General features: G+C 33.9%; 26 protein-coding genes and 1 pseudogene. 26 read left to right on the top strand and 1 reads right to left on the bottom strand.

The features are described from left to right. Positions 1-79: 79 nt before the first annotated feature. The 26 genes and pseudogenes from R2782_RS05735 to R2782_RS05610 all read left to right on the top strand — a co-directional run bounded on the left by R2782_RS05735 (position 80) and on the right by R2782_RS05610 (position 22,065). The gene (locus R2782_RS05735; RefSeq protein ID WP_371267118.1) at positions 80-1,069 is read left to right on the top strand and encodes a DUF3365 domain-containing protein; all 990 of its coding nucleotides are present in this window, start codon (positions 80-82) and stop codon (positions 1,067-1,069) included. Further along, a complete protein-coding gene (locus tag R2782_RS05730; protein ID WP_371267117.1) occupies positions 1,062-1,262 on the top strand; it encodes a DUF6132 family protein in 201 nt (66 codons plus the stop codon). Before R2782_RS05735 ends, R2782_RS05730 begins: the two co-directional genes overlap by 8 nt. After that, positions 1,263-1,871 carry a class I SAM-dependent methyltransferase gene (locus R2782_RS05725; protein ID WP_371267116.1) on the top strand — a complete coding sequence of 203 codons (609 nt, stop codon included), beginning with the start codon at positions 1,263-1,265 and terminating at the stop codon, positions 1,869-1,871. Next, entirely contained in the window at positions 1,855-2,085 is a 231-nt protein-coding gene (locus R2782_RS05720) for a hypothetical protein (protein WP_371267115.1), read from the top strand. The genes R2782_RS05725 and R2782_RS05720 overlap by 17 nt, the downstream gene beginning before the upstream one ends. Before the next feature lie 15 nt (positions 2,086-2,100). Further along, positions 2,101-2,310 (top strand): annotated as a pseudogene (locus R2782_RS05715) (isoprenylcysteine carboxylmethyltransferase family protein); the annotation flags it as partial. Between the two features lie 104 nt (positions 2,311-2,414). Then, positions 2,415-2,609 (top strand): hypothetical protein, encoded by a 195-nt coding sequence (locus tag R2782_RS05710; protein ID WP_371267114.1) that lies wholly within the window; start codon positions 2,415-2,417, stop codon positions 2,607-2,609. Beyond that, positions 2,606-2,908, top strand: coding sequence for a thioredoxin family protein (locus tag R2782_RS05705; protein WP_371267113.1), 303 nt, complete (start codon positions 2,606-2,608; stop codon positions 2,906-2,908). The genes R2782_RS05710 and R2782_RS05705 overlap by 4 nt, the downstream gene beginning before the upstream one ends. Before the next feature lie 11 nt (positions 2,909-2,919). After that, a complete protein-coding gene (locus tag R2782_RS05700) occupies positions 2,920-4,269 on the top strand; it encodes a cytochrome ubiquinol oxidase subunit I (RefSeq protein ID WP_371267112.1) in 1,350 nt (449 codons plus the stop codon). A gap of 8 nt (positions 4,270-4,277) precedes the next feature. Further along, positions 4,278-5,315 carry a cytochrome d ubiquinol oxidase subunit II gene (gene cydB, locus R2782_RS05695; RefSeq protein WP_371267111.1) on the top strand — a complete coding sequence of 346 codons (1,038 nt, stop codon included), beginning with the start codon at positions 4,278-4,280 and terminating at the stop codon, positions 5,313-5,315. Between the two features lie 74 nt (positions 5,316-5,389). After that, positions 5,390-6,850, top strand: coding sequence for an NAD(P)/FAD-dependent oxidoreductase (locus R2782_RS05690; RefSeq protein ID WP_371267110.1), 1,461 nt, complete (start codon positions 5,390-5,392; stop codon positions 6,848-6,850). A gap of 376 nt (positions 6,851-7,226) precedes the next feature. Continuing rightward, positions 7,227-9,347, top strand: a complete 2,121-nt coding sequence (locus R2782_RS05685) for a ribonucleoside triphosphate reductase (RefSeq protein WP_371267109.1) — start codon at positions 7,227-7,229, stop codon at positions 9,345-9,347. Then, complete coding sequence (nrdD, locus tag R2782_RS05680) at positions 9,325-9,495, top strand: anaerobic ribonucleoside-triphosphate reductase (RefSeq protein WP_129464850.1); 171 nt, start codon at positions 9,325-9,327, stop codon at positions 9,493-9,495. Before R2782_RS05685 ends, nrdD begins: the two co-directional genes overlap by 23 nt. After that, positions 9,479-10,162 (top strand): anaerobic ribonucleoside-triphosphate reductase activating protein, encoded by a 684-nt coding sequence (locus R2782_RS05675; RefSeq protein ID WP_371267108.1) that lies wholly within the window; start codon positions 9,479-9,481, stop codon positions 10,160-10,162. Before nrdD ends, R2782_RS05675 begins: the two co-directional genes overlap by 17 nt. 84 nt (positions 10,163-10,246) lie before the next feature. Beyond that, positions 10,247-10,681, top strand: coding sequence for an Rrf2 family transcriptional regulator (locus R2782_RS05670; RefSeq protein WP_026709981.1), 435 nt, complete (start codon positions 10,247-10,249; stop codon positions 10,679-10,681). Between the two features lie 42 nt (positions 10,682-10,723). Then, positions 10,724-11,653, top strand: a complete 930-nt coding sequence (gene nadA / locus R2782_RS05665) for a quinolinate synthase NadA (RefSeq protein ID WP_371267107.1) — start codon at positions 10,724-10,726, stop codon at positions 11,651-11,653. Positions 11,654-11,657: 4 nt separating this feature from the next. After that, a complete protein-coding gene (gene nadB, locus R2782_RS05660; protein WP_371267106.1) occupies positions 11,658-13,202 on the top strand; it encodes an L-aspartate oxidase in 1,545 nt (514 codons plus the stop codon). After that, a complete protein-coding gene (locus R2782_RS05655) occupies positions 13,180-13,626 on the top strand; it encodes a cytochrome c (RefSeq protein ID WP_371267105.1) in 447 nt (148 codons plus the stop codon). Before nadB ends, R2782_RS05655 begins: the two co-directional genes overlap by 23 nt. A gap of 1 nt (position 13,627) precedes the next feature. Beyond that, on the top strand, positions 13,628-14,941 hold the full coding sequence (locus tag R2782_RS05650; RefSeq protein ID WP_371267104.1) for a cbb3-type cytochrome c oxidase subunit I: 1,314 nt from the start codon (positions 13,628-13,630) through the stop codon (positions 14,939-14,941). 81 nt (positions 14,942-15,022) lie between these two features. Further along, complete coding sequence (locus R2782_RS05645) at positions 15,023-15,619, top strand: TetR/AcrR family transcriptional regulator (RefSeq protein WP_371267103.1); 597 nt, start codon at positions 15,023-15,025, stop codon at positions 15,617-15,619. After that, the gene (locus tag R2782_RS05640; RefSeq protein ID WP_371267102.1) at positions 15,616-16,869 is read left to right on the top strand and encodes a TolC family protein; all 1,254 of its coding nucleotides are present in this window, start codon (positions 15,616-15,618) and stop codon (positions 16,867-16,869) included. Before R2782_RS05645 ends, R2782_RS05640 begins: the two co-directional genes overlap by 4 nt. Before the next feature lie 10 nt (positions 16,870-16,879). Continuing rightward, positions 16,880-17,761, top strand: a complete 882-nt coding sequence (locus tag R2782_RS05635; protein ID WP_371267101.1) for an HlyD family secretion protein — start codon at positions 16,880-16,882, stop codon at positions 17,759-17,761. Positions 17,762-17,766: 5 nt separating this feature from the next. After that, on the top strand, positions 17,767-18,135 hold the full coding sequence (locus tag R2782_RS05630) for a hypothetical protein (protein ID WP_371267100.1): 369 nt from the start codon (positions 17,767-17,769) through the stop codon (positions 18,133-18,135). A gap of 25 nt (positions 18,136-18,160) precedes the next feature. Next, a complete protein-coding gene (locus tag R2782_RS05625) occupies positions 18,161-19,057 on the top strand; it encodes an ABC transporter ATP-binding protein (protein WP_371267099.1) in 897 nt (298 codons plus the stop codon). 11 nt (positions 19,058-19,068) lie between these two features. After that, complete coding sequence (locus tag R2782_RS05620) at positions 19,069-19,809, top strand: ABC transporter ATP-binding protein (protein WP_129464839.1); 741 nt, start codon at positions 19,069-19,071, stop codon at positions 19,807-19,809. A gap of 16 nt (positions 19,810-19,825) precedes the next feature. After that, a complete protein-coding gene (locus R2782_RS05615) occupies positions 19,826-20,932 on the top strand; it encodes an ABC transporter permease (RefSeq protein WP_371267098.1) in 1,107 nt (368 codons plus the stop codon). Between the two features lie 11 nt (positions 20,933-20,943). Next, complete coding sequence (locus tag R2782_RS05610; RefSeq protein WP_371267097.1) at positions 20,944-22,065, top strand: ABC transporter permease; 1,122 nt, start codon at positions 20,944-20,946, stop codon at positions 22,063-22,065. Between the two features lie 2 nt (positions 22,066-22,067). Here the strand turns inward: R2782_RS05610 and R2782_RS05605 are convergent, their stop codons facing one another. Beyond that, entirely contained in the window at positions 22,068-24,059 is a 1,992-nt protein-coding gene (locus R2782_RS05605; RefSeq protein ID WP_371267096.1) for a TonB-dependent receptor, read from the bottom strand. Positions 24,060-24,078 lie beyond the last annotated feature (19 nt).

Genomic DNA, 24,078 nt, shown 5'->3' with positions numbered 1-24,078 from the left:
GTAATTAAAGTTCTTCTGTAACAAACGTTACAACTTTGGTTACAATGATTGTTTATTTTTGAAAAAAATATCATATCTCATGAAAATTATAAGTTTCCTAATCACTATATTATTTTTGACAAGTTGCCAAAATGGTAAAAAAGAATATCAAAAAGTAGAGGAACAAAATGCTATCACGTCCAATTTTGACCCACTTGAAGCGAAAAAATTAATGGAAACCCATTGTTATCTATGCCATAGTCCAACAGCTGATGAAAATCAAGGTAGAATTGCACCGCCGATGGTGGCCATCAAAGCCAGATATATTGATAGAGAAGGGTATAATAAAGCCGAATTTATCGAAAATGTGAAAGCGTTTGTAGCCCATCCTACAGAAGAAAAAGCCCTGATGTATGGTGCAGTAAAAAAACACGGACTCATGCCTAAACAAGTTTTCCCGGAAGGTAGTATTGAAAAAATAGCTGCTTTTATGTATGACTATCAAATTGAAGAACCCGAATGGTTTAAAGCTCATTGGGAAGGTCACGGCAATAAAAATTGGACGCAATCCGGTAAAAAACTTGAAGAAATGGAGACGACTAAAACCTATGCCGATATTGGTTTAGATTATGCTTTGGGTACCAAAAAAGTGTTGGGTAAAAATTTAATGGAAGCCATTCAGCAAAAGGGAACCATGAAAGCCTTGACCTTTTGTAACCATCAAGCGATTCCTTTGACTGATAGTATGTCAACGCAGTTTAATGCTACCATAAAAAGAGTTTCCGACAAAAATCGAAACCCAAATAACAAAGCTAATGCAGAGGAATTAAAATATATTGCTCAATTCAAGAAAGAACTGGCTGAGAAAAAAGAAATCAAACCCATTACTTTGGAAAAAGAAGATAAAATTCAGTTTTATTACCCAATTGAAACAAACACCATGTGTTTGCAATGCCATGGAAAACAAATTAAACCTGAAGTTCAACGCCAAATTCTAAAACTATATCCTAGCGATTTAGCCGTTGGATACATTGAAAACGAAATAAGAGGGATTTGGAGTATAACTTTTGAAAAGAAAAAACATGAATAAAAAAGCAATCATCATTACTGCAATTGGAGTGGTAATCGGACTAGTTGCTGGCTACTTATATTACCAACAAATTGGTTGCGTCAGTGGAACATGTGCCATCACCTCCAAACCGCTCAACAGTACATTATATGGTGGTTTAATGGGTGGTTTGTTATTCAATTTATTTGTAACTTCACCCAAAAAGAAAGATTAAATGAAGCAATTTTGGAACGAACGCTATGCCGAAAAGGAATTTGTATATGGTAAAGAACCCAATCAATTTCTAAAAGAAAATTTACATCAACTACCCACAGGTAAAATTTTATTTGTGGCAGAAGGTGAGGGGAGAAATGCTGTTTTTGCTGCTCAAAACGGCTGTATTGTTTTTGCATTTGATTACAGTGAATCAGCTAAAAATAAAGCAGTAACACTTGCAAAAGAGCAAAATGTAGAACTTGATTATTTGGTTTCTGATGTGATGGAATTACCTTTTGAACCTGAAAGTTTTGATGCGATAGTATTTATTTTTGCCCATTTCCCGTCTCTTATTCGCAAACAAGCTCATCAAAAGTTGGTCTCTTTTCTCAAACCTAATGGCAAAATTTTATTTGAAGCTTTTGAAAAAAATCAATTGCAATTTACATCTGGCGGACCTAAAGAACCAGCCATGCTATTTTCTGAAGACGAGGTAAAAGATGAATTTTCATCTATTAATTTCAACTTTCTTGAAACAGCAATTATTACTTTAGAAGAAGGACCGTTTCACCAAGGACAAGGTGCTGTAATTCGATTTATTGGAACAAAACATGAGAAAAACGAGTAAAGATTACATTTTTGTTTTCATTCAATTTCTTCTTTTTGGAGTTTATGCGTTTGATTTTTTTCAACCATTAGTAATTCCAAAATTTATAACAACTTTCGGAATGGTGATTGCTTTTATCGGTTTTATGATTGCACTGTTAACCGTTTTTGAATTAAAATCCAATCTTACCGTTTTCCCAACGCCAATCGAAAAAGCGGAATTACTTACGCACTGATTTTTTCGATACAGTCGGCATCCCATTTACACCGGAATTTTGATGTTTGCTTTCGGATATGCACTTTATAACTATTCACTGTATAAATTGCTCATTAGTGGTTTGTTGTTGATTTGGTTTTATTTAAAATCAACCTATGAAGAAAAACAACTTACTCAAAAATTCCTTTCATATAAAGAGTATCAAAGTAAAGTAGGGCGGTTTTTTCCGAAGATAAAACTTTAAAATGTTATTTTATTAGAGAGTTAGTAAATATTGTTGTCGTTATGTAATACAAGTTACATTTTAGATTGTATCCATAAATTACTTTTACGATAAACTATCTAAAGATGAAAAAATTACTTTTCACCAATTGGCATTTAATGCGATGGATTCGTTTATTTGTTGCTATCGGAATTACTTACCACGCCATCATCTCACAACAATATTTTTTCTTATTCTTTGCAGCCTTTTTTCTTTTTCAAGCTGTTTTCAATACATGTAGTTCGGGTAGTTGTCAAATTCCTAAATCTAAAATAGAATGAGTCACGAGATAAATACTGTCATTCAAAATAATGAATTGATCTTAATCAATTTTAAAACTTCATCTTGTGACCCTTGTGAAATGATAGAACCAACCTTACAACAGGTTAAAAATTCCATTGGAAAGCGAGTTGAAATCCATACTTTTGAAATAAACCAACTGCTTTTAAAAATAAACCAACTTCAAATTGATTCTTTACCTTTATTGGCACTTTTTGCAAACGGTAAGTTGATTTGGAAAACCAGAGAAGTACTTTCAAAAGAAGAAATCATCAAAAAAATGCTGGAAATAGAACCTTAAAACACAAAATTATGGATGTTGAAATATTAGCTCGAATACAATTTGCCTTCACGGTAGCCTTTCATTATATTTATCCACCATTGAGTATTGGATTAGGTTTATTGATGGTAATTTTTGAAGGACTTTACCTCAAAACCGGAAATAAAGAATACGAAGTATTAACCCGTTTTTGGCTCAAAATATTTGCTATTACATTTGGAATTGGAGTAGCAACAGGAATCATCATGGAATTTGAATTTGGTACCAATTGGGCCGTTTATTCCCGATATGTAGGGGATATTTTTGGAAGTGCACTCGCTGCAGAAGGATTATTTGCTTTTGGTTTGGAAAGTACTTTTTTAGGAATACTAATTTTTGGATGGAATCGCGTTTCACCCAAAGTTCACTTTATTTCAACCATTGGTGTTTTTCTGGGTTCTATGTTTTCTGCTGTTTGGATTGTCGTGGCCAACAGTTGGCAACAAACACCTGCCGGTTATCATATTGTTGGTGATGGTTTTAATGCAAGGGCAGAAGTAACCGATTTTTGGGCTATGGTGTTTAATCCTTCCAGCGTAGACAGGATAATTCACGTTTGGCAAGGAGCTTTTTTGGCCGGAGCTTTCATGGTATTGAGTGTACATGCTTATTATTTTCGTAAAGGACGTTATGAAGCTATTTCTATAAAAGCATTTAAAATTGCATTAGTAGTAGCAACAGTTGTGTCATTTACTCAGTTACTCTCCGGACATAGTTCTGCGGATGGAGTAGCAAAAAATCAACCGGCTAAATTAGCAGCAATGGAAGGACACTACGAAGCTTCTTCTCCTGCAGATTTGTATCTTTTAGGTTGGGTGGATAATAAAAAACAAGAAGTTTCAGGAATCGCAGTTCCCGGTGGATTGTCTTTTTTGGTTCATCAGGATTTTCAGGCTCCGGTAACGGGGTTAAATGCTTTTCCAAAAGAAGATCAACCAAGTCAAGTAAATGCCGTTTTTCAATTTTATCACATCATGATTTCAATTGGAATGTTCTTGATTGCTCTTACTTTTTATGCTTGTTTTTTATGGTGGAGAGGAAAATTATTTGAAACAAAGTGGTTGTTGTGGATTTTTTCATTTTCAGTCTTATTACCCCAAATTGCCAATCAAGCCGGTTGGTTTGCTGCCGAAATGGGAAGACAACCTTGGATTGTATATGGTCATCTTCGAACAAGTGAGGGATTTTCACAGGAAGTTTCGGCAAACCAAATTTTATTTTCATTGATTTTATTCTTAGTGATTTATACGCTTTTGTTTTTATTGTTTTTGTATTCACTGAACAAAAAAATCAAACACGGCCCTTTTAATGAGCAAGAAGCTAACTTAAATTCAATATACTAATGGAAAACATGGATACTTTTTTAGGAATTGATTACCCAACTTTGTGGTATTTAGTGGTTGGTTTGTTGTTCTCCGGTTATGCTATTTTAGAGGGCTTTGATTATGGTGCAGGTGCTTGGCATTTGTTTTTTAGAAAAGATGAAAGTCGTCGCATTGCCATTAATGCCATTGGCCCCCTTTGGGATGCCAATCAGGTTTGGTTAATCATTGGCGGAGGAGCACTCTTTGCAGGTTTTCCGGTGATGTATGCTACCATGCTTTCAGCCATGTATATACCGTTTATGTTGTTTTTAGTGTTATTGGTTTTACGTTCGGCTGCAATCAAATTCAGAAGTGCTGAGGAAATGAAATGGTGGCGAACAGCTTGGGATTATATTTATTTTATTTCCAATACTTTAATTGCTTTTTTATTGGGAGTAGTATTGGGAAATGTGTTACAAGGTTTTGCTATAGGACCTAATTATGCTTATCAAGGAGGAATCTTTTTTACTTTTTTATCTCCTTATGCATTAATGACTGGCTTTACTACTTTGTCACTTTTTATGACCCAAGGTGCAATATTCCTGTTGTTAAAAACGGAAGGTCGTTTACATGCCAGACTCACTTTTTTACTTCGTAAAGGAATGATTTTTTTCATCATCAGTTTTTCCATGACTTCACTTTACACCTTAATTTTTATTCCGGGTGTAACCGATAATTTCAGAGAAAATCCGGTGTTTTTTATTATTCCTTTGTTGGCTTTTTTGGCTGTAGCCAATGTACCTCGTTTGGTTTCTAAAAAGAAGTATTTTCAAGCATTATTATTTTCTTCACTCACCATGGCTTTTCTGTTGATGTTGGTGGCTTTTCAATTGTATCCTACCTTGTTGATTTCAACCTTGAATACGGAATATAGTATCACCATTTATAATGCCGCTTCTTCACAAAAATCACTAGGCATAATGTTGACGATTGTGTTAATTGGAGCTCCTTTATTGGCTTTTTATTTTCTATTTCTGTACCGAACTTTTAAAGGGAAAGTTATATTGGACGACACCAGTTATTAATTTTAGGTTATGTAACAATTGTTGCGTTTTGTTCTGTTAATTCCTTCTAACTTCGTACAATATTTCAAAACAAAATGGCAAAAATTGTAGTTTTAGGAGCTGGAATTGCCGGACATACGGCAGCAGCTCACTTGCGTAGAAAATTATCCAAAGAGCACCAAGTTTTAGTAGTTTCTCCCAATCGAAATTACCAATGGGTGCCCTCCAATATTTGGGTGGGAATTGGACGAATGAAATCAAAAGAAGTAATCTTTCCTTTGGAACCCTTATACAAAAGAAAAGGAATTGGTTACAAACAAGCCAAAGCCGTTTCCTTTCATCCCGAAGGCGATGCAACACAGGATAAACCCTATATTTTAGTCGAAGGTGTTTTTGGAGAAAAATTAGGTAAACAAGAAAAAGTAACATATGATTATTTAATCAATGCAACCGGTCCAAAATTAGCTTTTGATTTAACCGAAGGGTTGAATCCGGGAACCAATAAAGTGTATTCGGTTTGTACGTATGATCATGCAGAACATGCTTCAGAAGCTCTTCATCAACTGATTATTGAATTGAAAAAATCCAATAAAAAAGCAAAAATTCTTATCGGAACCGGACATGGTAAAGCAACTTGTCAAGGTGCTGCCTTTGAATATATTTTGAATGTAGAAAAAGAACTGCAAAAATTTGGTGTTCGCGATAAAGCTGATATTACTTGGATTTCCAACGAATATGAATTGGGCGATTTTGGGATGGATGGAATGTTGATGGAATATAACGGTTTCAACATGAAATCGAAAGATATGGTAGAAATGATTTTTGAAGACCGTGGAATAAAATGGATTTTGGGAGCAGCTGTTCAAAAAGTGGAAGACGGAATCGTATATTACGAAAATTTGGAAGGAGAATTTAAAACAGAAACCTTTGACTTTGGGATGTTGATTCCTGCATTTTCAGGTCATGGATTTCAAGCGTATGACAAAACCGGACAAAACATTACCGAAAAGTTATTCAAAGGTTTTATGGTTGTTGATGCTGATTATACTTCAAAACCTTATGAAGATTGGTCTGTTCAAGATTGGCCGGAAACCTATCAAAACCCAAGCTACAAAAATATTTTTGCACCCGGAATTGCTTTTGCTCCGCCACACTCCATTTCTAAACCCAGAAAAAGTAAAAACGGAACCGAAATTTTTCCTTCACCACCCAGAACCGGAATGCCATCGGGAATTACAGCAAAATTAGTAGCCGATAACATTATTGATTCTATCAAACTCGGTAAAGAATCGTTACATCACAAAGGTTCATTAGGAAATATGGGAGCTGCTTGTATTGCTTCTGCGGGATATGGACTAACACAAGGAAGTGGGGTTAGCATCACAACCTATCCCATTGTACCCGATTATAAAAAGTATGGTCAAACGGGCGGTCGTGATATCAAAAAAACATTTGGCGACATTGGTTTGGCGGGACATTGGGTAAAACTATCACTGCATTACGCCTTTCTTTACAAAGCAAAAATGAAACCTTTTTGGTGGTTGATTCCTGAATAAAATTTAGAAATTAACCAAAAAAGTTAATAACATTTAAAAATATAATTATGCAACGAATATCGATTTCTCAAAAAAGAAAAATGCAAAATCCATTCATTCAGTTTTTTAAATTTTTCTATTTGAACATACGGATTTTAAAAATTGTTGCTGGTGGTCATGGTGGCACTCGAACGTAGATTATTTCTTGAGGTTGAAATAATTTTTATTGGTTGAATGGAGGATACTTTTTAGGAAGTGTCCTTTTTTTATTTTACTTATCAACAATTCTACTTTTTAATTTGTTGATTTCTTATTTTTTAAACAGGATAAAAAAGTCTTATTTGAATTAAATTTGAGAAATCAAACTGCACATTAATTCTTCAAAAAAACAAATTGTATGGAAAAATATGTTATTAAAAGAAATGGAATTTTTCGACCATTTGAATTATTTAAAATTGAACAAGCAATCGAAAAAGCATTCCAAAGTGAATCGCAAATCTTTAATCCGTTAGTGGTAGAAGAAGTGATGAAAATATTAGACACTAAAGAAACTTGGGCTGTAGAAGAAATTCAAGATAGTATTGAAAAAGTGCTGTTTAGTATGAACTATTTTTCTGTAATGAAATCGTTCATGGTCTATCGGCACACCCGAAAAATGCAACGGGAACACGTGCTCGGATTGAATGAAGATACAACCTACGTAGATAGTACGCAAACTATTGAAGAATATATTTCGCAAACCGATTGGCGAATTAATGCGAATGCCAATACATCTTATTCAAATGCCGGCTTAGTGAATAATGTGGCCGGCAAAATTATTGCCAATTACTGGCTGGATAAAGTGTATACACAAGAAGAAGGCTATGCACACCGAAACGGTGATATTCATATACACGATTTGGATTGCTTGACCGGTTATTGTGCAGGATGGAGTTTACGCGTTTTATTAAACGATGGGTTTAACGGAGTTCGTGGACGTGTGGAAAGTAAACCTCCCTCTCATTTTAGAGAAGCTTTGGGACAAATGGCTAATTTTTTAGGTATTTTGCAGAGTGAATGGGCGGGAGCACAAGCGTTTAGTTCGTTTGATACCTATTTAGCCCCCTATGTTTTTAAAGACAACTTACGTTATGAGGAGGTACTGAAAGCCATACGAAGTTTTGTTTATAATTTAAATGTTCCCGCACGGTGGGGACAATCACCTTTTACGAATATCACTTTGGATTGGGTTGTTCCGAGTGATTTGAAAGAACAAATTCCTACACGCAATAATGCACACTTATTTCTACATCATACAACACCCGATTTGGCACATCGAGCAAAGATTAGGGGCGTTACTGAGGTTATTGAAATGCGGTATGAACATTTTCAACCGGAAATGAATATGATTAATAAAGCCTATTATACAGTGATGACAGAGGGCGATGCCAATGGACAACCCTTTACTTTTCCCATTCCCACAGTAAACATTACTGAAGATTTTGATTGGTATGGAGAAAACACCGACTTATTATTTGAAAATACGGCCAAAATTGGGTCGTCTTACTTTCAGAATTTTATTGGAAGCCAGTACACTTTTGATGCTAACGGCCAAAAAGTAGAAAACCCGAATGCCTACAAACCCAATGCTGTTCGAAGCATGTGCTGTAGATTACAACTAGATTTGCGAGAATTATTAAAACGAGGCAATGGTTTATTTGGCAGTGCAGAAATGACCGGAAGTATTGGTGTTGTTACTATTAATATGGCTCGTTTGGGCTATTTGAATGCCGGTAACAAATTGCAGTTGTATCAGCAATTGGATCATCTGTTAGCAATTTCAAAATCAACTTTAGAGAAAAAACGTGTATTTGTGCAAGAGATGTACGACCGAGGATTGTATCCGTATACCAAACGCTATTTGCCTCATTTTCGGAATCATTTTTCCACCATTGGTGTGAATGGAATTAATGAAATGATTTTAAATTTCACAAATGGTAAACACGACATTACGAGTCATTTTGGTTCTGAAATGGCCTTAGAATTATTAGAACATATAAGAAATTGTATGAAAGCATTTCAGGAGGAAACCGGAAATTTATACAATTTAGAGGCTACTCCGGCCGAAGGAACCACCTATCGTTTTGCCAAAGAAGATAAAAAGCGTTATCACGATATTATTCAAGCCGGTGAAGGAGAAAATATTTATTACACCAATAGTTCACAAATTCCGGTAGATTTTACCGAAGATCCGTTTGAAGCTTTAATGATGCAAGATGATTTACAATGTAAATACACGGGAGGAACCGTTTTGCATTTATATATGAATGAAAAAATCAGCTCACCCGAAGCTTGCAGAAATTTTGTAAAAAAAGTGATTACCAACTTTAAATTACCTTATATCACCGTTACGCCAGTGTTTAGTGTTTGTTCCGTTCATGGTTATTTGAATGGTGAACACGAATACTGTCCGAAATGCGACGAAATTTTGTTAGAAAAACTTAAATCAAACCACTATGAAATCACAAACTCAAACTAATTCTGTATTAGAACAACACAACGAATTGCGAACCAAATGTTTAGTTTATACCCGAGTAATGGGCTATCACAGGCCGGTAGAAAGTTTTAACATTGGTAAAAAAGGAGAACACAAACAACGCACACATTTTAATGAAACCAAGTGCTAAAAAAATTGTTCATAGCATCACTGCTTTTACTTTATTGGATTATCCCGACCAAACTGCCTGCATTCTTTGGTTTGCGGGATGCAATATGAAATGTAGTTATTGTTATAATCCGGAGATTGTTTTCGGGAAAGGAAGTTATTCCATTCCCGAAATACTTTCTTTTTTGGAAAAACGAAGAGGTTTATTAGATGCTGTTGTTTTTAGTGGTGGTGAATGTTTGTTGTACAAAGAATCCTTAGAATTAATGGTTTTGATTAAAGCGATGGGGTTTTTGATTAAAGGTGACACTAACGGTAGTAAGCCAGCACGATTACGGGAAGCTATTACCTTGGGTTTGATTGATTATGTTGCTTTAGATTTTAAAGCAACCCGAGCTAAGTTTAAAAGCATTACTGAATCTAGGTTTTATGAGCAATTTTTGGTATGTCTTTCTATTTTACAACAATCAAAAACCCCTTTTGAAGTGCGAACAACTGTTCACACCGATTTGTTAAATGAAAATGATATTGTCCAAATGACCCAACTTTTAGAAGATAATGACTATAATGGAAATTATTTTTTGCAACCCTTCAGAAATAATTCTATCACTTTGAAGCCACTCAATAATTCAAAAAATTTTGACTATACGCATTTATCAACTCATAACATTCGACTTTGCATGCGTTAATATGATTAAAATCATACCTAAGGGTTGTTAGAGTTAATACATTTGCTTTTTGTTGGAGAATTATGACTATTTTTGAAATAAAAAATGCTTTCTAAAACATGTGAATATGCCGTTAGGGCAACTTTAGTAATTGCAGCAGAAACGGAACAAGGTAATCGAATCAGTTTGCGAGAAATTGCACGTAAGATTGATTCACCTGAGTCGTTTACGGCTAAAATTTTACAAAAATTAGCCCGAAACAATATAGTTGATTCCCTGAAAGGAAATGGCGGTGGTTTTTTTGTTTCTAAAGAAAAACTTATTCAGGTTACATTAAGTGATATTATTTTAGCCATTGATGGAGAAGCTCTATTTAAAAGATGTAGTTTAGGTTTAAATGATTGTTCAGAAATTAAACCATGCCCGTTTCACAATCAATATAAACCTATTCGTGAGCAATTAAAATTAGCTTTAGATTCTACATCGTTAGCCGATTTAGTTAGTGGTTTAGTTTCTCATTCCACCTTTTTAAAAACATAAAAAAAATTTTAATTACAAATAAGATAAAAAAGTCCTATTTAAATGAATGTATCGACTTTACAACAAAAAATTACAGCCTTAAAGCAAACAAAAAAAGCAATACTATTAGCACATTATTATCAGTCTCCTGAGATTCAGGAAATTGCAGATTTTGTGGGTGATAGTCTTGAACTTTCCAGAAAAGCAGCTTTAACAAATGCAGAAATTATTGTATTTGCCGGTGTATATTTTATGGCAGAAACGGCAAAAATTTTAAATCCGTCAAAAAAAGTAATCGTTCCCGACATAAATGCAGGATGTTCATTGGCTGATGGTTGTCCGCCCGATAAATTTGAAGAATTTCTTAAAAATTATCCCAATCACGTGGTTGTTACGTACATCAATTGTTCGGCAGAAATTAAAACCCTAAGTGATTATGTTTGCACTTCTTCCAATGCTATAAAAGTAATTAGCACAATACCTAAAGAACAAAAAATTGTTTTTGCACCGGATAGGAATTTAGGAAATTATCTTATCAAAGAAACCGGTCGGAATATGGTTTTATGGGAAGGTTCTTGTGTGGTACACGAAGCATTTTCGTTGGAAAAACTAATTCGTTTACACCAAAAAAATCCTGATGCAGTTATAGTTGCTCATCCTGAATCAGAAGCTCATATTTTGCGAACAGCACACTATATTGGATCTACTTCCGGAATGATTAACTATATAAAATCTTCACCCAAAACAAAATTTATTATAGCTACTGAACATGGAATTTTGTATAAAATGCAACAAGAAGTTCCAGATAAAATACTCATTCCTGCACCTTCCAAAGAAGATAATACTTGTGCCTGTAGTGAATGTGCATTTATGAAAATGAATACGTTAGAAAAAATTTATACGTGTCTTTTAGACGAATCACCTGAAGTGTTATTAGAACAAGAAATAATCACAAAAGCTATACCCCCCATTCAACGAATGCTTCAAATTTAAACCTATGAAAACATGTGATGTATTAATTTCGGGCACAGGAATAGCAGGACTTTGCTTAGCCATTCATTTAATTGAACAACAACCTGATTTACAAATTATTGTGTTATCTAAAAACGATGCACAATTAACCAATACTTCCTTGGCTCAAGGAGGAATTGCGACCGTTTGTAACCGACTTACCGATAGTTTTGAACAACATATTCAAGATACGTTAGCAGCAGGTAGAGGAAAATGCAATACCAAAGTGGTAGAAATGGTGATTAAACAAGCACCTCAACGATTGAATGCATTAATCAAATGGGGAGCGGTATTCGATACCGAAAAAGATGGTCAGCTTGCTTTGGCCTTGGAAGGTGGTCATACTCAAAACCGCGTGGTGCATTACAAAGATCAAACCGGTTGGCATATCCAAGATGTTTTGTGGAATAGAATTAAGAATGAGGCAAACATTGAAGTGATTCCAAATGCATTTTGTGTTGATGTTATCACCAATAGGGATTCTGATGAAAATGAAGCTATTGGAATGTTGTATATGTTAGAATCACAATCAGAATTGAAAATTATTTATGCTAAAACAACGGTTCTTGCCACCGGAGGATGTGGTCAATTGTTTGCATTTACTTCCAATTCAACGATAGCCACCGGTGATGGAGTAGCTATGGCTTTTAGAGCAGGAGCAACAATTACCGATATGCAATATATTCAATATCATCCCACAGCATTGTATGAAAAAGGTAAAAGTAATTTGTTTCTGATTTCAGAAGCTGTAAGAGGTTTTGGCGGTTATGTGGTTAACTCACATGGTAAACGATTTTTATTTAATTCTGATAGTAGAGGAGAATTAGCGACTAGAGATATCGTTACAGCCGCCATTTTTGAGGAATTGAAGCACTCAGCTGAATCCTTTGTGTATTTAGACCTTCGTCATTTAAATCAAGACGAATTTGAAGATCATTTTCCTATCATTTATGAACGAATTATATCATCAGGTCTTCGTCCTGAAAAGGACTTAGTGCCCATTGTTCCTGTTGCTCATTATCAATGTGGCGGAATTACGGTAAATGAATACGGACAAACTTCTGTGAAAAATTTATATGCATTAGGTGAATGTTCGTGTACAGGATTACTTGGTGCCAATCGCTTGGCTTCTAATTCTTTGTTGGAAGCTTTGGTCTATTCGTTTAATGCCGCTCAACAAATAGTTACCTCTATTTACGGGATTGAACAAAAGTTTTCATGTACCCAATTGATTGAATTTGAATCCCCCGTAATCATTGATTCTGCTATTTTGAATGAACTTAAAGAGCAAGTGAGAAGCATTATGACCTACCAAGTTTTACAGGGTAGTCAAGAAGATAAAATGAAAGTTTTAACACAGTTGATTAAAATTCATACCGATTTAATGGAGTGTGTAGATTATTATTACCGTTGCCAAAATTGTTGTGAATTAGAGAACATGTTGCAAACTGCGATGATTATCGTGAATCAATCGTCCATTGCCTTGCATTTAGAAACAAACAAAAAAAATGAATATGCCTATAGTTGCTAAGTTTTATTCGTTTTCACCTCTAAAAATATTTGTTACATTAAGTGTTTTGTTTCTTTTATTTTCTTTTTCTATTTATCTAAAACCTCTTAGAAATAAAGAGCTTCGAAATTTATCTACACAAACACATGTGTCCGCAGGAAAGGAAGTTTGGCAACGAAACAATTGCCATACTTGTCATCAAATGTATGGATTAGGTGGTTATTTGGGACCGGATTTAACCAATATTATGTCTAAGCCGGGAAGGACAGATGCTTATATAAAAGGAATTATTACAAGTGGAGTCAAGCAAATGCCGGCTTTTCAGTTATCGGATAAAGAGTTGACAGATTTATTGTTTTTTTTAAAAGCGATGAATGAAACCGGAACTGCTAATCCTACCGATTATCAAATTAATATAAATGGTACTTATACGTTGAAAAAGTAAAATGAAAACAAGTTATTGGTTAATGCGTTTTGCGTTAGCACTTTTATTGTTAGGAATGTTTTTTGGTCATCTTGCCTCAGAGTCTTACCGTTTTACAGATGCAACTCAAGGAATATTACCTTTTCATGTGTTACGCCCCTTACATGTTAGCTCTGCATATTTTGGAATAATTATTGGTGGATTAGCTTGTGTATCACTTGCTTTATTTGAAATTTTTCCTAATCTGAAACTGTCAAAATGGCTTAAAATTCACTTGTTTTTGTGGTTTATTTCTATTAGTGGAATATTTTACAGTTATTTTACAAAAGATTTCTCCGGCAGAGAATATTGGGAGTTTAATCCTATCTGGGCTTTACCCATTTTTCTTTCGTTTGTCATTTTTTTATTTTTCATTTTGAAAAATTTGTTAACCGAAAAAAAATGGCCCTCTTATTATTGGATGTGGTTTACCGGAATTTTGTTCTTCCTTTTTGTTTTTTTAGAAAATTATTTGTGGATATTTCCTTATTTTAAAAATGATTTGATTTCTGATTTAACGCTACAATGGAAAGTAAATGGTTCAATTGTAGGTGCTGTAAATCAGCTTTTGTATGGATTCTCGCTTTATATGATGACAAAAATAAGTGGTAATTCGGAAATGGCTCACAAAAAAATAGCCTTTGCCTTATATTTTCTTGGTCTATTCAATTTGATGTTTAATTGGGGGCATCATATTTATTTAGTTCCTACTAGTCGATTTATCCATCATTTGTCTTATATCGTTAGTATGACAGAGTGGATTATATTTATAAAAATAATCTTAGATTGGAAAAAGCAACTTTCTGAGTCCAAAAAATATTATTACTTTTTCCCTTATCGTTTCATCATGGCTTCTGAATATTGGGTGGCCATCAACTTATTTTTAGCTTTGCTACTATCAATTCCGGCGGTTAATCTTTTTACTCACGGAACCCACATTACAGTAGCTCATGCCATGGGCACTACAATCGGGATCAACATGATGATTATTTTGGCAGGGGCTTTTTATTACATTGCACCTCCACTTTTAAATAAATTAACTAGGATTACTTTAAATACACTTTTTTGGCTTGTTCAATCATTATTGTTTCTTTTTATTTTTGTTTTAGTTATAATGGGTGTTAAAAAGAGTATTTGGCAGTTTAGCGATTCCTCTATTACGTTTTCTCAACATCAAAATAGTTTATCGTTTACCCTTGTTGTTTTTATTGTATTGGGTACCCTTTTGTTCTTTAGTTTGGCTGGAATTCTCCTTTTTTTAATGCAACAATCTTTTATTCAAAAATCTAAATCATAAAAAATAGTTATTTTTTTTACTGATGATATGAATTAATAATTACCTTTGCTAACCAAATGGTTAAACTTAATAGTTAGTTCAATGACAACAGAAGAAAAAATATTTGAAGCCGCCTTTAAAGTATTTCAAAACAAGGGCTTTATGGGAGCAAGAATGCAAGAGATTGCAGATGAAGCAGGAATAAACAAAGCAATGTTACATTACTTTTTTAGGAGTAAAGAAAAACTTTTTGAAGCCGTTTTTATGAATGCTTTTGGCAAATTAGCCCCTCAAATTAATGAGATATTCAATTCAGACGATGATCTATTTGAAAAAATAAAGAAGTTTACTGCCAGTTATATCACCTTTGTGATTGAGTATCCTTTTCTGCCTCAGTTTATTATTCAGGAAATGAACAACAATCCTGATTTTGTTGAAAAATTTCTCAAAGAAGAACAACGACCGAACCCCATAAAATTGGTAAAACAAATTGAAAGAGCAATTGAATTGGGAGAAATAATGCCCCTATCTCCAAAGCAACTTTTATTAGATATTTTCTCAATGACCGTTTTTCCATTTGCTGCTCAAACTTTAGTGAAAGGAATCATTGCTATTTCTGACGATGAATTTATAGCGTTAATGGAAGCTCGGAAAGTGCATATTTCCACTCAAATTATCAATGCAATTCAGAAAAGATGAAAAAATTAATTTTTAGTATAGTAATCTTGTTTGGGCAAGATTTTTGGGCTCAGGAGCAATTGACACTTGAAAAATGCTATGCGTTGGTTGAAAAAAACTACCCACTAGCCAAACAAAACAATCTGCTCCAAAATCAATCGGAATTAGAAGCAATAGTTTTAGCAAAGGATAAATTACCAAAAATTTCATTCCATGCTCAAGCTAGTTATCAATCGGATGTTACACAAGTACCGTTTTCTATGCCCAATGTAACAATGGAGCCGTTAAATAAAGATCAATACAGAGCTACCCTCGATATTAATCAATTGATTTATAATGGCGGAACTATTAAGGCTCAAACGCAACTTAAAGCAACTCAAATTAAATCGCAACAGCAAGTAGCTATCGTAAATCTATATCAATTAAAAACCCAGGTTAATCAATACTACTTTGGGCTTTTACTTTCGCAAGAAAGGCAGGAATTATTGCAAGCTAAAAAAGTACTACTTGAAGAGAAAAGTAAGGAGATTCAAACTGCTGTTAAATTTGGAGCGGTTTTACCGGCCTCAGAACAAGTGATTGAAGCTGAAATAATCAACATCAATCAACAGTTAAGTGATATTACTCTTGAACAACTGAAACTTTGGAAGAATTTAGAACTCTTGTCCGGACAAGTTTTTCATCCAACCACCATTTTATCCCAACCAACACATTTTGAGGCAGAAAGAAGTGGAATTCGACCTGAATTAGTCCTATTTGATTTGCAAAATCAACAAGTAGAAGCTGCTCAAAAAGTGATTGAAACTACCCATGCACCAAAACTAAACGCTTTTCTTCAAGGTGGCTACGGAAATCCGGCGTTAAACATGTTAAATAATTCATTTGAAACATTTTATATGACTGGCTTACGGTTAAATTGGACTTTGTTTGAATGGAATAAAACAAAAAAAGAAAAAGAGGTACTAGAATTATCCAAACAAATCATTTTAACAGAAAAAGAAACGTTTGAAGTCAATCAAAATCGTCAATTGAATGAATACAATTTTGAAATCGAAAAAATAAATGCACAATTGAAATCAGATTTAGAAATTATTCAATTACGTGAAAAAATTGTACGCTCGGCAGAAGCTCAAATGAAGAATGGTGTGATCACTTCATCAGACTATTTGAATGAGGTAACACATTTATTTGAATCTAAAATTAATGAAAAAACGCACCATATTCAATTACTTTTAGCTAAAGCAAACTACCAAATCATAAGCGGAATTTAAAACATCAACCATGAAAAAAATAATAATCTCATTTACAGCATTTCTACTAATTATAAGTTGCCAAAAAAATAATGAAAAAGCGGATGCTTACGGAAATTTTGAAGCCACTGAAATCATTGTTTCTTCTGAATCCAACGGTAAAATTGAATTTTTAAATGTAGAGGAAGGAATTCAACTTAAAAAAGGAACACTTGTTGGGTTAGTCGATACCTTACAACTGCATTATAATAAAGAACAATTAAAAGCCACTATTGAAACCGTTCAAGCAAAATCAGCTGCTGTTCTATCAGAAATTAGTGTTTTAAATGAACAATTAAAAACTGCTAAAATAGAGCAAACCCGAATTAAAAATATGTTTGCAGAAAATGCAGCTACAAAACGACAAGTGGACGAGATTGAAGGAAAAGTGAAAGTCATTGAAAAACAAATTGGCAGTGTGCAAACTCAAAACGCTCCCATTTTAAATGAAATAAAATCGTTAAAAGTTCAAATTGACAAATTAGACGATCAGATAAAAAAAGCTACTATTATTAATCCATTAGAAGGCACAGTTTTGACAAAGTATGCAGAACCATCTGAAATCACTTCATTTGGAAAACCACTTTATAAAATAGCTAATTTACATGAAATGGAATTACGCGTGTATTTTACAGAAACGCAATTAGCACAATTGAAAATTGGACAAAAAGTTAACGTTTCGATTGATGCTGAACAAGGAATAAAAACCTATGATGGCACAATCTCATGGATAAGTGCTCAGGCAGAATTTACGCCAAAAGTCATTCAAACGAGAGAAGAAAGAGCCAATTTAGTTTATGCAGTAAAAGTAGCGGTTAAAAATGAAGGAAGTATAAAAATAGGGATGCCTGCGGAGGTCAGGCTAACAAATTAATAATTATGAAAAAAATACTATTTCTAGCAATTGTTTTAATTGCAATGGGTTGTAAATCAACAAAAACTAATTTAAAATCAAACAGTATGAACCTTAAAAATTTGCATACAGAAAATAAGGCAGTAGCTACTCAACTGCTTTTTGAGCCTACACAAGGCAAAGTAGTTTCCTTACAGATAGCCAAGAATGAACAGTTAAAAGAGCATGTTACCACAATTCCGGCATTGTTGCTGTGTGTATCAGGTGATGCCACTTACAATGAAGAAACCGGTAAAAAAATACATTTGACATCTGGGGATTATGTTAAAATTCCGGTTAATGTAAAACATTGGGTTGACGCTCACGAGTTAACTAATTTTTTGTTAATTAAGTAACTATTTATATTTAAGGGTTAAGACCATGAGTATTTCTGTTCAGAATATTTCGAAATCGTATAAAAACATTCCAGCACTTCAAAACATTACTTTGGAGGTAAATGAAGGGGAACTTTTTGGTTTAATTGGACCAGACGGAGCCGGAAAAACAACTCTTTTCCGATTATTGACCACCTTGTTATTACCAAACGAAGGAAGTGCAACAGTAGCTAATTACAACATTTTGAAACAAGTGAAAGAAATACGCAATGCTGTGGGGTACATGCCCGGAAAATTCTCGCTGTATCAGGATTTAACTATCTCGGAAAACTTAGCCTTTTTTGCAACTATTTTCGGTACTACGATTGAAGAAAATTATGATTTAATTGAAGATATATATGTGCAAATAGAACCTTTTAAAAACCGAAAAGCAGGTGCGTTATCAGGTGGAATGAAACAAAAACTAGCCCTTTGTTGTGCTTTAATACACAAACCAAAAGTTTTGTTTCTGGATGAACCCACAACGGGTGTAGATCCTGTCTCCAGAAAAGAATTTTGGGAAATGCTTAAACGACTGAAGCAGAAAGGTATTACCATTCTAGTTTCTACACCTTATATGGATGAGGCCACATTATGTGACCGAATCGCACTCATTCAAGAGGGGAAAATCCTTAAAATTGATACACCGCAGGGAATTGTTGATGCTTATCAAAAAACCATTTATGAGGTTGCCAGTAACCAAATGCACCTACTGATTGAAGATTTAAAACATTTTCCATCGTATTACAGTGTTTTTGCTTTCGGAGAATTTGTTCATTATATTGATTTGAACAATTTTTTTGATAGTGAAACTTTGCGTAACTATTTGAAGGCAAAAGGACATCAAAGTATCATCCTTCAAAAAACAACCCCTACTATAGAAGATATTTTTATGGATTTATAAACCCATTTTACATGAACAATCTTTCGGAAAAAATTATAGTCGTAGAAAACCTTACCAAGCAATTTGGCCACTTTACAGCTGTTAAAGGAATCAACTTTCACGTAAACAAAGGAGAAATATTTGGTTTTTTAGGAGCAAATGGTGCAGGAAAGACAACGGCTATGAAGATGTTGATAGGAATTTCAAATCCTACTAATGGTAGAGCAAATGTAGCCGGTTTTGATGTGCACACACAAAGCGAAAAAGTGAAACAAAATATTGGTTATATGAGTCAGAAATTTTCGATGTACGACGATTTAACAGTGAAAGAAAATATTACTTTTTTTGGTGGAATTTACGGATTATCACGAAAACAGATCAACAGTAAGACGGAGGTGTTAATTCAAACATTGCAACTGGGTGATATTGCCCAAAAAAAGGTTGGCGACTTACCCTTGGGATGGAAACAAAAATTGGCATTTTCTGTAGCTATGCTACATGAACCTAAAATTGTTTTTTTAGATGAACCTACCGGAGGAGTAGACCCCATCACCCGCAGACAATTTTGGGAATTGATTTATGCTGAAGCTCACAAGGGTACTACTATTTTTGTAACGACACACTATATGGATGAGGCAGAATATTGTGACCGCGTATCGATTATGGTTGATGGTGTGATTGAAGCCTTGGATACCCCGAAAAACTTAAAAAATCAATTTCAAGTTAGTACGATGAATGAAGTATTTTTAAAGCTAGCCCGAAACATAGAATAACAAAATAAAAAGGAAGATGAAACGATTTTTAGGTTTTATTAAAAAGGAATTCTATCATATTTTTAGAGATAAACGCTCGTTGTTTATTCTTTTTGGTATGCCTATTGCCCAAATTTTGCTGTTTGGATTTGCCATTACCAATGAAATTAATAATGTAGAGATTGCTATTTTGGATTATTCGAAAGATACTGAATCACAAAAAATTATTCAAAAGATTAAAGCTTCTCCTTATTTTCATGTGGCAAATGAAATTGCGAATGAAAATGCGATTGAAAGCGAGTTTAAAAAAGGAAAAATAAAAGCCGTTTTACTCTTTGAAAAAGATTTTGCAAAAAAATTACAAACCGAAATGAAAGCTACGGTTCAAGTCATTACAGATGCTACTGAACCTAATATTGCCAATACGATAGCAAACTATACTCAATCTATTATTCAAAACCATCAAAGTCAAAAAAGTACAGTTCAAAAAAATACTACTGGGGTTGTCATACAAAGCCGTATGTTGTATAATCCTGAATTAAAAAGCGTCTTTAATTTTGTTCCGGGTGTTATGACCGTTATTTTGATGTTGGTTTCTGCCATGATGACCTCTATTTCAATTACAAGAGAAAAAGAATTGGGTACTATGGAAATTTTATTGGTATCCCCTTTAAAGCCTTTTCAAGTTATCTTGGGTAAAGTGTTTCCTTATATTTTTCTTTCTGTAATCAATGCCATCGTTATTGTTTCAATGGGTTATTTTATTTTTGGAATGCCAATTCAAGGGAGTATTTTATTGTTAGCCGTCGAGAGTATTTTATTTATTATTACAGCCCTTTCATTAGGGATATTCATTTCTACCATTTCCAATACCCAACAAACAGCCATGATGATTTCGTTGATGGGATTGATGTTGCCGGTTATCATATTATCAGGTTTTATTTTTCCCATTGCTTCGATGCCATTACCTATGCAAGTCATCAGTAGCATTATTCCTGCGAAATGGTTTATTATTATTGTAAAGTCGATAATGTTAAAAGGTGTTGGTTTAGAATACATCCTCAAAGAAACATTAATTTTAGTGGGAATGACCATTCTTTTTATTGGTTTAAGTATTAAAAATTACAAAACTCGTTTGGAGTAAATAATCGCACCATGAAAATCATTCTATTCATCATACAAAAAGAATTCAAACAGATATTTAGGGATAAAAGTATGCTTCGTTTACTCTTTATACTACCAATTTTACAACTTTTAATTCTTTCTAATGCGGCTACTTTTGATGTCAAAAACATTCGGGTAACCATTGTTGATTATAGTAATTCATCCTCTTCAAGAACTTTGATTGAAAAAATAAATGCAAATGCTTATTTTACTGATGCAGTGTTTGTTTCCACAACACAAGCCGGTATTGAGCGGTTAAATAGCGGTAAAACCGATGTGGTGATAGAAATTCCTATCCCGTTTGAAAAACAACTACAAAATGAGACTACCACTCAAATTCAGGTTTTAATTAATGCTATTGATGGAGCAACTGCGGGAGTTCAAAATGTATATCTTTCGCAAATTGTTCAGCAGTTCAATCAGCATATTCAGTTGGAAAACAAACACATTTTAAACAATCAAATAATGCCTAATCGAATTGAAACTATTCCTTCCTTTTGGTATAATTCGACACTTAATTATAAAACTTTTATGGTCCCTGGAATCTTAGTCTTGTTGATTACGATGTTAACATTATTCCTCTCGTCAATGAATATTGTGCGAGAAAAAGAATTGGGTACTTTAGAGCAAATCAACGTTACTCCGATAAAAAAATATCAATTTATTATTGGCAAATTATTTCCTTTTTGGATTATAGGGCTTATAATTTTAACTATAGGCTTACTAATTTCTAAAATTGTTTTCAATGTACCTATGTTGGGAAACATTGTATTGGTTTATTTTTTTACTTCTATATATTTATTGCTCATTTTAGGCTTTGGCTTATTTCTTTCTAATCATACCGAAACCCAACAGCAAGCCATGTTTATTGCTTGGTTTTTCATTGTTATCTTTATTCTAATGAGTGGTTTGTTTACGCCAATTGAAAGCATGCCAAAATGGGCACAAAACGTGACCTTATTCAATCCGATTCGCTATTTTGTTGAATTTATACGAATGGTTCTACTCAAAGGAGCCGGACTTCAAGAAGTTTTGCCAAATCTAGGGATAATAACTCTTTTTGCAATTGTCGTAAATGGTTTAGCCGTTTGGAGTTATAAAAAGACAAACTGATATTAGAGACTGAAATTTAAATTTATGTAAATATTTCTACCCATTCGCGGTATATTATTCCAGTCGGTGAAGGTAGAATAATAGGTGTCAAATAGGTTTTCAACTCCTGCATTCACCAATAGTTTTTGTGAATACCATTTAAAAGTATAACCCACAGATAAGTTTAAGATAGCATAATCCGGTGTTCTATTTTCCCCATAAAAAGGACTATAATTGGTTTGAGTCGCATTTCCAATTACATTTAATTCCGTTTGAAATCTATTCTTTTTATATTGTATTTGACTTTGGTATTGCAAAGGGCTAATAAACGGTAAATTTCGTTTTTCTGCATCTTTTCCATAACTGTATTGCAATTTAGTATTCCATGAAAAATAATCGTTAAATCGATAATCAAATTGAAATGAAGAATGAATTAAAATGGCAAAAGATAGTTGTTCGTAAATTTTGACTCCGCTTGCCCCAATAGTCATAGGAAGAAGATTGTCGTCAGGTATTCCGATGATATAATCCGAAAGATAAAATGCAGAAAAAGTAATGCCTGTTTTAATTTTTTCAGTTTTGTACCGAATATCAAAATTCCCTTCCACAGATTTTTCGTTGGAAAGATTGGGATTTCCTATATAATCAAACAAATCAAAACTATTAAAGATATAAAACGCATAGCCTTCTGTTACCGATGGAGCTCGTTCACCATAGCCGGAGCCCACTGAAAAAAACCAATCTTTTACTTGATGTTTGTATTGCAGAGAAATACTCTTTAAAAATCGATTTTGTTGGTCTGCCATTTCAGGATAAAAGATTTGTAAACTTTCCAATCCAAATTCATTAGCTACTTTATTTTGTTGAAAGCCAAACGAACCATTTATTTTTAGTGAGTTATGGCAAGAAAGTTCAATTTCATCTTCTAAATATAAACCATTATAAAGGGTTCTAACATCCGGCCAAGTGTACATGAACATCGCATTTTCATCAGGGTCACTTGGATACATGGTCATTTCGGCAATAGAACGATTGTAAAAGCCATTCACATTAAATAGTAGATGGTGCTTATCTTTTTTTGTTTTTCCTTTGGAATAATAACCATACGTATCGCTCCAACCCGGCATATCCATTCGAATGGGAACATTTGGTCGTTTGGAATCGTCCATAAAATGGGTAATCGTATTATAGTATAATTTGTTTTCCCAATGGTTGAGGAGTCCCGACTTTGGTGCGACTTCATATTTAAATGATGTAATTAGTGCACGAGCAAGCGAAATATCCATGGGCAAAGCCGGATAACCCACATCATTGGCTTCATCAAAAATAACAGAACCTTCAATCAATTTATTTTGAAATTGATAACCGGAAATGACAGAAGCATTCCATTTTTGAAATTGAGAATACTTTATTTCTTGACTATTTCCAGCTTTATAATTATCAGCTTTTCGATAGGTTACATTTGCATCGGCATAAAAAGAACTATCTTTGAAGTGCACCATTCCGCCTATAATACGTTGCTTGTTGTTGAATTCAAAGCCACTACTTAAACTACCCGACCAGCCCAGTTCGGAATATGTGCTTCGAAGTCGTTTCAAATCCAAAGAGCCACCAATGGTTGGTCCGTGACAACTACCTTCTTGCCCCGATGAAATAGTTGCTTCCGAGAGATTGGATATTTCTACATAAGAAGTCACCGGATCCATTTTATCGGTACAAGCTCCAAAAATCCGCATGCCGTCAATGGTTACAATTGTTCGCTCAGTTGCCATATTATTAATCATGGGTTCCCAAGCATAGCCACCTCGTTTAATCATATCAATTCTAGCAGATTGCTGCAAATATTCATCTAAACTTGCTAGGGGTTTTGCTTGTTTTTGATTTACTTGAGTTGGTTTACCTATTAGAATCACTTCACTGAGATTTACAGGTAAAATGCTATCTTTCACTTGCTCTTGAGTCCAACTAATGGTTGAAATCAATAGCATTGTTGAAACAATAAATTGCTTTTTCATGAGTAAGAGAAAAAGGCCA

The organism is Flavobacterium sp. (genome assembly GCF_041392085.1).
In the GTDB taxonomy this organism is placed as follows: domain Bacteria; phylum Bacteroidota; class Bacteroidia; order Flavobacteriales; family Flavobacteriaceae; genus Flavobacterium.
Note: the sequence above shows the minus strand (reverse complement) of the source record. Positions and strands in the feature narration are given on the sequence as shown.

Bases quoted from the DNA above. Each gene is read 5' to 3' on its own strand.
- R2782_RS05735 (WP_371267118.1), top strand. From the start codon at position 80: ATGAAAATTATAAGTTTCCTAATCACTATATTATTTTTGACAAGTTGC.
- R2782_RS05730 (WP_371267117.1), top strand. From the start codon at position 1,062: ATGAATAAAAAAGCAATCATCATTACTGCAATTGGAGTGGTAATCGGA.
- R2782_RS05725 (WP_371267116.1), top strand. From the start codon at position 1,263: ATGAAGCAATTTTGGAACGAACGCTATGCCGAAAAGGAATTTGTATAT.
- R2782_RS05720 (WP_371267115.1), top strand. From the start codon at position 1,855: ATGAGAAAAACGAGTAAAGATTACATTTTTGTTTTCATTCAATTTCTT.
- R2782_RS05710 (WP_371267114.1), top strand. From the start codon at position 2,415: ATGAAAAAATTACTTTTCACCAATTGGCATTTAATGCGATGGATTCGT.
- R2782_RS05705 (WP_371267113.1), top strand. From the start codon at position 2,606: ATGAGTCACGAGATAAATACTGTCATTCAAAATAATGAATTGATCTTA.
- R2782_RS05700 (WP_371267112.1), top strand. From the start codon at position 2,920: ATGGATGTTGAAATATTAGCTCGAATACAATTTGCCTTCACGGTAGCC.
- cydB (WP_371267111.1), top strand. From the start codon at position 4,278: ATGGATACTTTTTTAGGAATTGATTACCCAACTTTGTGGTATTTAGTG.
- R2782_RS05690 (WP_371267110.1), top strand. From the start codon at position 5,390: ATGGCAAAAATTGTAGTTTTAGGAGCTGGAATTGCCGGACATACGGCA.
- R2782_RS05685 (WP_371267109.1), top strand. From the start codon at position 7,227: ATGGAAAAATATGTTATTAAAAGAAATGGAATTTTTCGACCATTTGAA.
- nrdD (WP_129464850.1), top strand. From the start codon at position 9,325: ATGAAATCACAAACTCAAACTAATTCTGTATTAGAACAACACAACGAA.
- R2782_RS05675 (WP_371267108.1), top strand. From the start codon at position 9,479: ATGAAACCAAGTGCTAAAAAAATTGTTCATAGCATCACTGCTTTTACT.
- R2782_RS05670 (WP_026709981.1), top strand. From the start codon at position 10,247: ATGCTTTCTAAAACATGTGAATATGCCGTTAGGGCAACTTTAGTAATT.
- nadA (WP_371267107.1), top strand. From the start codon at position 10,724: ATGAATGTATCGACTTTACAACAAAAAATTACAGCCTTAAAGCAAACA.
- nadB (WP_371267106.1), top strand. From the start codon at position 11,658: ATGAAAACATGTGATGTATTAATTTCGGGCACAGGAATAGCAGGACTT.
- R2782_RS05655 (WP_371267105.1), top strand. From the start codon at position 13,180: ATGAATATGCCTATAGTTGCTAAGTTTTATTCGTTTTCACCTCTAAAA.
- R2782_RS05650 (WP_371267104.1), top strand. From the start codon at position 13,628: ATGAAAACAAGTTATTGGTTAATGCGTTTTGCGTTAGCACTTTTATTG.
- R2782_RS05645 (WP_371267103.1), top strand. From the start codon at position 15,023: ATGACAACAGAAGAAAAAATATTTGAAGCCGCCTTTAAAGTATTTCAA.
- R2782_RS05640 (WP_371267102.1), top strand. From the start codon at position 15,616: ATGAAAAAATTAATTTTTAGTATAGTAATCTTGTTTGGGCAAGATTTT.
- R2782_RS05635 (WP_371267101.1), top strand. From the start codon at position 16,880: ATGAAAAAAATAATAATCTCATTTACAGCATTTCTACTAATTATAAGT.
- R2782_RS05630 (WP_371267100.1), top strand. From the start codon at position 17,767: ATGAAAAAAATACTATTTCTAGCAATTGTTTTAATTGCAATGGGTTGT.
- R2782_RS05625 (WP_371267099.1), top strand. From the start codon at position 18,161: ATGAGTATTTCTGTTCAGAATATTTCGAAATCGTATAAAAACATTCCA.
- R2782_RS05620 (WP_129464839.1), top strand. From the start codon at position 19,069: ATGAACAATCTTTCGGAAAAAATTATAGTCGTAGAAAACCTTACCAAG.
- R2782_RS05615 (WP_371267098.1), top strand. From the start codon at position 19,826: ATGAAACGATTTTTAGGTTTTATTAAAAAGGAATTCTATCATATTTTT.
- R2782_RS05610 (WP_371267097.1), top strand. From the start codon at position 20,944: ATGAAAATCATTCTATTCATCATACAAAAAGAATTCAAACAGATATTT.
- R2782_RS05605 (WP_371267096.1), bottom strand. From the start codon at position 24,059: ATGAAAAAGCAATTTATTGTTTCAACAATGCTATTGATTTCAACCATT.